Source organism: Roseovarius sp. CH_XMU1461, assembly GCF_037027165.1.
In the GTDB taxonomy this organism is placed as follows: Bacteria; Pseudomonadota; Alphaproteobacteria; order Rhodobacterales; family Rhodobacteraceae; genus Roseovarius; species Roseovarius nubinhibens.
The window spans coordinates 186,358-195,515 of the sequence record NZ_JAYMDV010000005.1; the positions used below are offsets into that span (position 1 = coordinate 186,358).

Sequence of the window (9,158 nt, forward strand, 5' to 3'; positions counted from 1 at the left end):
CGAGAGGGCCGCGTTGTCATGTCTAAAGGGTAAATCGTGCTCAGAGCAGCGATTTGACCTTCTCGGCCACAGCCTCGGCGGTGATGCCGAATTTCTCAAAGAGCGTCTCGGCCGGGGCGGAGGCGCCAAAGCCTTCCATGCCGACAAAGCCCGAACGCGCCTCGCGGCCACGCTCGCCGCAGAGCCAGCGATCCCAGCCCTGACGCGCTGCCGCTTCGACCGCGACACGCACCGCGGCACCGCCGGGCAGGACGCGCTTGCGATAGCTTTCTTCCTGCTGCTCGAAGAGTTCCCAGCAAGGCATCGAGACGACGCGCGTGCCGATGCCTTCGGCCTGCAGCAGGTCGCGCGCCTTCATGGCGATCTCGACCTCGGACCCGGTGGCGAGCAGGATCGCCTGACGCTTGCCTTCGGCATCGGCCAGAACATAGGCGCCCTGAGCGGTCAGGTTCTTGTTCTTATGCTCGGTGCGCAGCGTCGGCAGGCCCTGACGGGTCAGCGAGAGAACCGAGGGCGTTTCCTTGGAGCTCAGCGCCAGTTCCCAGGCTTCGGCGGTCTCGACCGTATCACAGGGGCGGAACACCATCGTATTGGGCGTCGCGCGGCTGATCGCCAGATGTTCGACCGGCTGGTGGGTCGGGCCATCTTCGCCGAGGCCGATGCTGTCATGGGTCATGACGAAAACGCTCGGCACTTTCATCAGCGCGGCGAGACGCATCGCGGGACGGGCATAGTCGGTGAAGCACATGAACGTGCCGCCATAGGGGCGGATACCGCCATGCAGCGCCATGCCGTTCATCGCGGCCGCCATGCCATGTTCACGAATGCCCCAGTAGATGTAGCGGCCCTTGCGGTTCTCGACATCAAAGACGCCAAGATCACCGGTCTTGGTGTTGTTCGACCCGGTGAGGTCGGCCGAGCCGCCCATGGTTTCGGGCATGATCGGGTTGACCACTTCGAGCACCATTTCCGAGCTTTTGCGGGTGGCGACCTTGGGGGCCTCGGCGCTGATCTGTTTTTTCAGCGCCTTGATGCGGGCCGAGAGCTGTTTCGGCGTGTCGAGGGCGAAAATGCGCTCGAACTCGGCCTGACGACGCTCGGACGCTTCGGCAAGACGGGCTTCCCATGCTTCACGCTCGGACGCGCCGCGCGCGCCGATGGCTTCCCAGGCTTGCTTGATGTCGGCAGGCACGTCGAAGGGCGCCGAGGTCCAGCCATAGGCCTCTTTGGCGGCGGCCATCTGGGCCTCGTCGGTGAGCGCGCCGTGGCCCTTGGACGTGTCCTGTGCCGCGTGGCCCAGCGCGATATGCGTCTTGCAGGCAATCATCGAGGGTTTCGAGGTCTTCTTGGCCTCGGTGATCGCCGCATCGATGGCCTTGGGGTCGTGGCCGTCGATCTCGATCACATGCCAGCCCGACGCCTTGAACCGTTTGACCTGATCGGTGCGATCCGACAGCTCGACCGTGCCGTCGATGGTGATGTTGTTATTGTCCCAGAACACGATGAGACGGCCCAGCTCGTGACGACCGGCAAGACCGATGGCCTCTTGGCTGATGCCTTCCATCAGGCAGCCGTCGCCCGCGATGACATAGGTGTAATGGTTCATCAGCTTGGCGCCATAGCGGGCGCGCAGCGATTCCTCGGCCATGGCGAAGCCGACCGAATTGGCGATGCCCTGACCCAGCGGGCCGGTGGTCGTCTCGATCGCGTCATGCAGGAAGTTTTCCGGATGGCCCGCGGTCAACGCACCCCATTGGCGGAAATTGCGGATCTGGTCAATCTCCATGCCCTTGTAGCCGGTCAGATGCAGCAGCGAATAGAGCAGCATCGAGCCGTGGCCTGCCGACAGGATGAACCGGTCGCGGTCGGGCCAGTTGGGGGCGGAGGCGTCAAATTTCAGGTGCTTCTCAAAGAGCACGGTGGCCACATCGGCCATGCCCATCGGCATGCCGGAATGTCCGGAGTTGGCTGCGTGCACCGCGTCGAGCGTGAGCGCGCGGATGGCAGTGGCTTTTTTCCAGTGATCGGGATTGGCAGTGCGCAGGGCGGCGATATCCACGGGGCAGCATCCTTTGGCAGGTCAGGGTCAGATAGGCGGTGCATAGCAGCAAGGGGCAAAAGATCAAGCGGATCAGCCCTTAGAAGAGGCGGTAGGACGCCACGGCTTTGCATCCTACGCGCATTTTTGGCAGGGTTTCTGTAGAGTTGGGGAACAAACAGGCCTTGTCGGCGATTCGCGGTAAGGTGAGGCTAGAACCGGCGTCGACAACAGCCGGGCAGACAACAGAGCGAGGGCACGAGGAGATCATGAGTGATATCGACGCGCTGCAAGGGCGGATCATGGCCGCGCTTGACCGGATCGGTCAGGGGCTGGATGGGCTGGAGCAACAGGGTGGCACGGCCGGGGGCGATGACGAGCTTGCCCAGCTGAAACAGGCTCTGGAAGACGAAAAGCTGGTGACGGCCCAGCTGGAGGAGCGCAACAAGACCCTGAGCCAGCGGCTCAAGGAACTTGAAGCCGCCGACAGCGCGGCCAGTTCCGAGCGCAAGGCGGGCGAGGCGGCCCGCAAGGACGCGCTGCGCAAGCTCGACGCCGAGTTGCAGTCGCTGCGCCTCGCCAATCAGCAGCTGCGCGACAACAACGCGGCCCTGCGCGAGGCCAACCAGACCGGTGTGATAGAGCCGCATCTGATCAACAAATCCATGATGGCAGAGCTCAACGGGCTGCGCGCCGCGCGGGCGGCGGATGAGGCCGAGATGAAGACCATCCTGACCGAGCTCGAAGGGGCGCTGGGGGCCGGGGCGGTCGCCGCGGTGACAGACGACGCGTCCAATGGGGACGCCCGGACGGAGGAAGCCTGATGCCCGAAGTGCAGATCGAAATCGGTGGCCGCAACTTCGAAGTCTCCTGTCAGGAGGGCGAAGAGCATTACCTGCAAGCTGCCGCCAAGATGCTCGACGAAGAGGCCTCGGTTCTCGCGGCCCAGATCGGACGTATCCCAGAGGCACGCATGCTGCTCATGGCGGGGTTGATGCTGGCCGACAAGACCGCCGGCATGCAGGACAAGCTGCGCGAGATGGAAGACAAGCTCGCCGAGGCGCAATCCGAGGCGGCGCGGCTGCGCGATGCCCCGGCGCCCGAGGCCCAGCGCATCGAGGTGCCGGTCCTGCCCGAAGGCGTCACCGATGCGATGGCCGAGATGGCCGCGCGCGCCGAGGCGATGGCAGACAAGCTCGAGGCAAAGACGCAAAAGGCCGGTTGAGACCCCGCCGTGGGCCCTGCTGTGCGGGGCGCTGCGCAGGGTGAACAATCGCGGAACATCTCTTTAACTCGGGGCCGGGCTCGGCTATCTTTGCTGCCATGAGTGATTTCAGCGAATCCGACGCCTTTGACGGCGCATCCCTCTCGGCGCGCGCCATGGCGGCGCGTCCGCGTCCCTATCTCGATGGGTTGAACCCCGAACAGCGCGAAGCGGTGGAGCGGCTCGATGGGCCGGTCCTGATGCTCGCCGGGGCGGGCACCGGCAAGACCAAGGCGCTCACCAGCCGGATCGCCCATCTGCTGAGCACCGGCAGCGCCCGGCCCGATGAAATCCTCGCCGTGACCTTTACCAACAAGGCGGCGCGCGAGATGAAACATCGCGTGGCCGCCCATCTCGGCGAGGCGGTTGAGGGGATGCGCTGGCTCGGCACGTTCCATTCGATCTGCGTCAAGCTGCTGCGCCGTCATGCCGAACTGGTCGGCCTGAAATCGAATTTCACCATTCTCGACACCGACGATCAGCTGCGCTTGCTCAAGCAGTTGGTGCAGGCGGCGGGGATCGACGACAAACGCTGGCCCGCGCGTCAATTGGCCGGGGTCATCGACCAATGGAAAAACCGCGCCTGGACGCCCGACCGGGTGCCGGCCAGCGAGGCCAGCGCCTATGACGGCAAGGGTGTGGCGCTCTATACGCTCTACCAGACCCGTCTGCGCGAATTGAACGCCGTCGATTTCGGCGATCTGCTGTTGCATATGGTGGTGATCTTCCAGAGCCATCAGGACATTCTCGACCGCTATCAACGCTGGTTCCGATACATCCTCGTGGACGAGTATCAAGACACCAACGTGGCGCAATATTTGTGGCTGCGGCTCTTGGCGTCGGGGCATCGCAACATCTGCTGCGTGGGCGATGACGATCAGTCGATCTATGGCTGGCGCGGGGCAGAGGTGGGCAATATCCTGCGGTTTGAAAAGGATTTTCCCGGCGCGCATGTGGTGCGGCTCGAACAGAATTACCGCTCGACCGCGCATATTCTTGCGGCGGCGAGCGGCGTCATTGCGGGCAACAAGGGGCGGCTTGGCAAGGAGCTCTGGACCGAGGCCGAGGGTGGCGAGAAGGTGCGGCTCATCGGCCATTGGGATGGCGAGGAAGAGGCGCGCTGGATCGGCGAAGAGATCGAATCCATGCAGCGCGGCACGCGCGGGATGCGGCCCATCGGCCTCGACGATATGGCGATCCTCGTGCGGGCCAGCCACCAGATGCGGGCCTTTGAGGATCGGTTCCTGACCATCGGCATGCCCTATCGGGTGATCGGCGGGCCGCGCTTTTACGAACGTCTCGAGATCCGCGATGCGATGGCCTATTTCCGGCTGGTGGTGTCGCCGAGCGATGATCTGGCCTTTGAGCGGGTGGTCAATACGCCCAAGCGCGGGCTGGGTGACAAGGCGCAGCAGAAAATCCAGATGACGGCGCGGGAAAACGGCGTGCCGCTTCTTGAGGGCGCGCGCCTTCTGCTTGAGCAAAAGGGCCTTGGCGGCAAGGGCGGGGCAGAGCTTGGCCGGTTTGTCGAGAACATCACGCGCTGGGGGCGCATGGTGGGGGATGAGGCGATCAGCCATATCGAGCTGGCCGAGATGATCCTCGACGAGAGCGGCTATACCGAGATGTGGCAAAACGACAAGACGCCCGAAGCGCCGGGGCGGCTCGAGAACCTCAAGGAATTGGTCAAGGCCTTGGAACAGTTCGAAAATCTGCAAGGGTTTCTCGAGCATGTCAGCCTGATCATGGACAATGAACAAGAAGAGGCAGGCGAGAAGGTCAGCATCATGACGCTGCACGCGGCCAAGGGGCTCGAGTTTCCGGCGGTGTTCCTGCCGGGCTGGGAGGATGGGCTGTTTCCGTCGCAAAGATCGATGGATGAAAGCGGCCTCAAGGGCGTCGAGGAAGAGCGGCGGCTGGCCTATGTGGGGATCACCCGGGCCGAGGAAATCTGTACGATCTCCTTTGCCGGGAACCGCCGCGTCTTTGGCCAATGGCAAAGCCAATTGCCGTCGCGGTTCATCGACGAACTGCCCGAAGAGCATGTCGAGGTTCTGACGCCTCCGGGCCTTTATGGCGGCGGTTATGGCGCGGCTGGGATGGGGGTCACGGGCGATATCGAGAGCCGCGTGGCGGCGGCCGATGGCTATAATTCACCGGGCTGGAGACGGCTGCAGGCGCGGGCGAGCGAACGCCCGATCAGCCAGCCGCGCGAGAGCAAATCGAGCGTCATCGACATGCAGGCGAACAGCTCGCACACCGTGGGCGAGCGCGTGTTTCACCAGAAATTCGGCTATGGCACGATTTCCGGGATCGAAGGCGACAAGCTCGAGATTGCCTTTGAAAAGGCCGGGGTGAAAAAGGTCGTGGCGCGGTTTGTCACCGGGGCCGAGGATATTCCCTTCTAAGCGTTCAATTTTGCCGCAAATGTCGCAGGCTTGGGTCGCATCGGTGCTTTTCCGATGGGCGGATCCGCGCTAGGCTAAAGCTCTCAGGGTGCCGTCCTCGCAAGGGGCCGGAGAATTGGGAAGCCGGTGCAAGTCCGGCGCTGCCCCCGCAACGGTAAGGAGGGGTGGTTGGGCGATATGCCACTGGGCCGCGAGGCCTGGGAAGGTAGCCCGATCACAGGCCAGATGGCCGTCCACCAAGCCCGGAAACCAGCCATGAGACAACGTCAGAACCGCGGGGGGCGGCATCGGCGCAAGGCCTTGGCGCTAAGCCCTTGTCTTTGCTCGGTTTCCCTCTGCCCCATCCGGCCCGGGGTGTGGCCGGGGAGTATCGAAGACATGAGCATGACACGCATTTTGAGCGGGTTGGAGATGTGCAACGCACGCGGCGATGAGGCGCAGGCGGTGGCACGGCTTGGATTTCTGGAATGGGCCTTTACCGAACCGGGGCAGGTTACTGCAGAGACGGTTAAGGATGCGTTACGTCACCCGGCGACCAAAGCGCCGGGGAGTGCGGCGGCGCGGGCCTTTGTCGATTATCTGCGGCAGGCGGTGACCCCGCTGAGCGCCGGGCGGGCGCGGCGCGGACGGGCGCGGGCACTGCACTGAACAGGTGCGACATGCCGGGGGCGTTCAGCCCTCGGCGAGATGTTCGGCGGTGTAGTCGAAGAGCGATTTGACCTCTTCGGGCAGGGCTTTTTTCCCAGTGAACCCATAGAGATATCCCGCGATCCTATGCTGGCGCACGGCGAGCGGTTCGTTGAGGTCGAGCGCGTAATATCCGATCTGTTGATAGTAGAGAATTCGGGCGCGGATGTCGGCCTCTTCGTCCTCGTAGCCGTGGCGGAGGAACATGGCGCAGATGGCCTCTTGGCGGGTGCGGTCGTTGCGGGCCACCATGTCATGCACGCGGGCGTCGCGGCGCGACCATTCGCGGATGGCAAAATCGACGCGGTGGTTGAAAAACCGGTCGTCGAGAAAGCAGCGGAAATAGAGCGCCACCGCCTCGGTGATGGTCTGGGCGGGCAGGGTCGTGTGCCGGATAAGATGCGCGGTATTCGTTTCTTCCCAATGGGTTAGAAGCGCCTCGAGCAGATCTGTCCGATCCTTGAAATACCAGTAGAAGGACGAGCGCGACACGCCGAGCCGGTTGGACAGGGTGAGGATCTTGACCTCGCTGACCCCGTCTTCGATCAGGATGGCGCGGGCCGCTTCGAGCCAGTCGTCGCGGGTGGCTTTGACATGCGTTGGCTGGCTCGTCTCGGCGCTGTCGTCGGGCATGATTGTCCTGTCAAATGGAGGGTCGGTAACCTGTCGGTATTGCGTCGGTAACACGACAGTGGCGATTTCGGAAGCTGATGCGGGGCGCAGGGTCAGCTTTCGGGCGGTGCGCCCCCGGCCTCCGAAAGCCGCGCGACGCGCTCGCGGAAGGCGGCGAGCCGGTCGGCCGGTCCGACATCTTCGGGGGCGTCATGGACGATCTCCTGCCATTTCGCGGTGGCGCGGGTCGAGGCGTCGAGGCTGCCGCGTTCGGACCATGTGCCGAAATTCGACCAATCGCCGATCATCGGCGCGTAGAACTCGGTCTGATAGCGTTCCATCGTGTGGCTGGCGCCAAAGAAATGCCCGCCCGGCCCGACCTCTTCGAGCGCCGCGAGACCGATGTCGTCGGTGCTCGCCTCGGCCCCGGCGCAGAGCTCGGCCACCATCTGAAGCACTTCGATATCGGTGATGAGCTTTTCATAGCTCACCGTCAGCCCGCCTTCGAGCCAGCCGGCGGAATGGATGATGACCGTGGCCCCGGCGAGGAAACAGCCCCAATTGCCGAACTGCGTCTCATTGGCGGCCTGGGCATCGTTGATATTGGCGGCCGAGCCCGAGGCGCAGCGCCACGGCAGGCCGAGACGGCGGGCGAGCTGTCCGGCGGCGAGCGAGGCCTGAAAATGTTCGGGCGTGCCAAAGGCGGGGGCGCCGGATTTCATATCGACGTTGGAGGTGAAGGTGCCATAGCAGACCGGCGCACCGGGGCGGGTGAGCTGGGTCAGGGTGATGGCGGCGAGCGCCTCGGCATGGCTCAGCGTGATGGCCCCGGCGACGGTGATCGGCGCCATCGCCCCCATCAGCGTGAAGGGCGTCACGATCGAGACCTGACCGGCGCGGGCGAAATCGATGAGCCCCTGCGCCATGGGAATGTCGAGCACACGCGGCGAATTGGTGTTGATGATCGTGTAGCAATGGGGATTGGCGGCAAACTCTTCGTCGCTCAGCCCGCGAAACTCTTGCAAGAGCTCAAAGCTTTGCCGGACCTGCGGCGTGCCGCGCGAGAACACGAAGGGCAGCTTGTCCGAGAGCGAAAACTGCGCGTCGAGCGTGGCGTAATGGCGCAGATGCATCGGCACATCCTGCGGCTCGATCAGCGGCGGCACCATGTGCAGCACGTCGAAATGCTGGGTCAGTTTCACCAGCTCGCGAAAGTCGCGTTCGGAGCCGGGGCGGCGGCCCCGGTCGCGGTCGGTGGCATGGGGGGCGCCGGCGCCGGGCTGAAACACCATGCGGCCCAGTTCCAGCGTCACGTCGCGGTCGCGCGATCCGGCGCGGCAGGTGATCGAGCGCGGCGCGGTGGCAAGGGCCGCCTCGATGATGTCGCGGCCCAGATAGACCATCTCGGTCCCGTCATCGACGCGGGCCCCGGCGCGCGCATAGATGGCGCGGGCCTCGGGCAGGAGCACCTTCATCCCGAGCCGTTCGAGCGCGTCGAGTGCGGCCAGATGCATGGCCTCGATCCGGTCCTCGCTAAAGACATTCATGGTGGGGAAGGGATTGCGCAGGTTGCGGTAATCCACCTTGCGGGCCGGGGCGGATTTGGCCGCCTCCTGCTTGGCGCGGCGTCCCTGACGGCGGGGTTTGGTGTCGAGTGTCATGGCGTCTCCTCCCAGATGGCCGGTCCGCACCAAATCTGTTTCAGGTCTCTGGCGGGTCTCGGCCCGGGTCTCTGCTGGTGTCTGGACATGTGTGTACAGTGACCCGAAACCGCGCGGCAAATCAAGTGATTTGTGCAGGCCCCTTGTCTAGGCCCCTTGAGCAGGTCCCTTGTGCGGGCCCCCGCCGATCCGGCAGAGGGGGCTAGGCGGGCGGGCGGTTGCGAGCTAAGGACGGGCGGAGGATGGAGGGGCGCGGGCGGCTGCAGGGCTTTGGCGCAAGGCGTATCGGGGCGGTACCCTCTAAGATCTGAATTATAAAATTATAACAAAGAGATATGAGGCAGACATGACTCGATTGATGAAGACTGTAATCGGCGCGGCAGCAGTCCTCGCCCCGCTTGCGGCAGTGGCTGTGAACAGGCGTGCAAAATTGACCCCGTAGCGGGGTGATCGGCGTCCAAAAATGACCCCCTTACACTGATGTGGAT

7 protein-coding genes and 1 riboswitch are annotated in these 9,158 nt (G+C 64.1%); of the genes, 4 read left to right on the top strand and 3 right to left on the bottom strand.

The features are described 5' to 3' along the window. Positions 1–40 precede the first annotated feature (40 nt). Positions 41–2,059: a transketolase gene (gene tkt, locus WA237_RS15160; protein WP_009814679.1), complete on the bottom strand. Its 2,019-nt coding sequence runs from the start codon at positions 2,057–2,059 to the stop codon at positions 41–43. A 248-nt stretch (positions 2,060–2,307) separates the two neighbouring features. Between tkt and WA237_RS15165 the strand changes: the two genes are divergently transcribed. From WA237_RS15165 to WA237_RS15180, 4 genes are all read left to right on the top strand, one after another. Next, a complete protein-coding gene (locus WA237_RS15165; protein WP_009814680.1) occupies positions 2,308–2,862 on the top strand; it encodes a hypothetical protein in 555 nt (184 codons plus the stop codon). Continuing rightward, positions 2,862–3,263: a cell division protein ZapA gene (locus WA237_RS15170; protein WP_009814681.1), complete on the top strand. Its 402-nt coding sequence runs from the start codon at positions 2,862–2,864 to the stop codon at positions 3,261–3,263. The genes WA237_RS15165 and WA237_RS15170 overlap by 1 nt, the downstream gene beginning before the upstream one ends. A 98-nt stretch (positions 3,264–3,361) precedes the next feature. Beyond that, on the top strand, positions 3,362–5,710 hold the full coding sequence (locus WA237_RS15175) for an ATP-dependent helicase (protein ID WP_336098651.1): 2,349 nt from the start codon (positions 3,362–3,364) through the stop codon (positions 5,708–5,710). Positions 5,711–5,779: 69 nt separating this feature from the next. After that, positions 5,780–5,982: riboswitch (cobalamin riboswitch) on the top strand. A 112-nt stretch (positions 5,983–6,094) separates the two neighbouring features. Beyond that, positions 6,095–6,358, top strand: a complete 264-nt coding sequence (locus WA237_RS15180; protein WP_216016424.1) for a hypothetical protein — start codon at positions 6,095–6,097, stop codon at positions 6,356–6,358. Between the two features lie 24 nt (positions 6,359–6,382). Here the strand turns inward: WA237_RS15180 and WA237_RS15185 are convergent, their stop codons facing one another. Beyond that, positions 6,383–7,030 (bottom strand): TetR/AcrR family transcriptional regulator, encoded by a 648-nt coding sequence (locus WA237_RS15185; protein WP_009814684.1) that lies wholly within the window; start codon positions 7,028–7,030, stop codon positions 6,383–6,385. Between the two features lie 92 nt (positions 7,031–7,122). Then, a complete protein-coding gene (locus tag WA237_RS15190) occupies positions 7,123–8,670 on the bottom strand; it encodes a trimethylamine methyltransferase family protein (RefSeq protein ID WP_336098652.1) in 1,548 nt (515 codons plus the stop codon). Positions 8,671–9,158 lie beyond the last annotated feature (488 nt).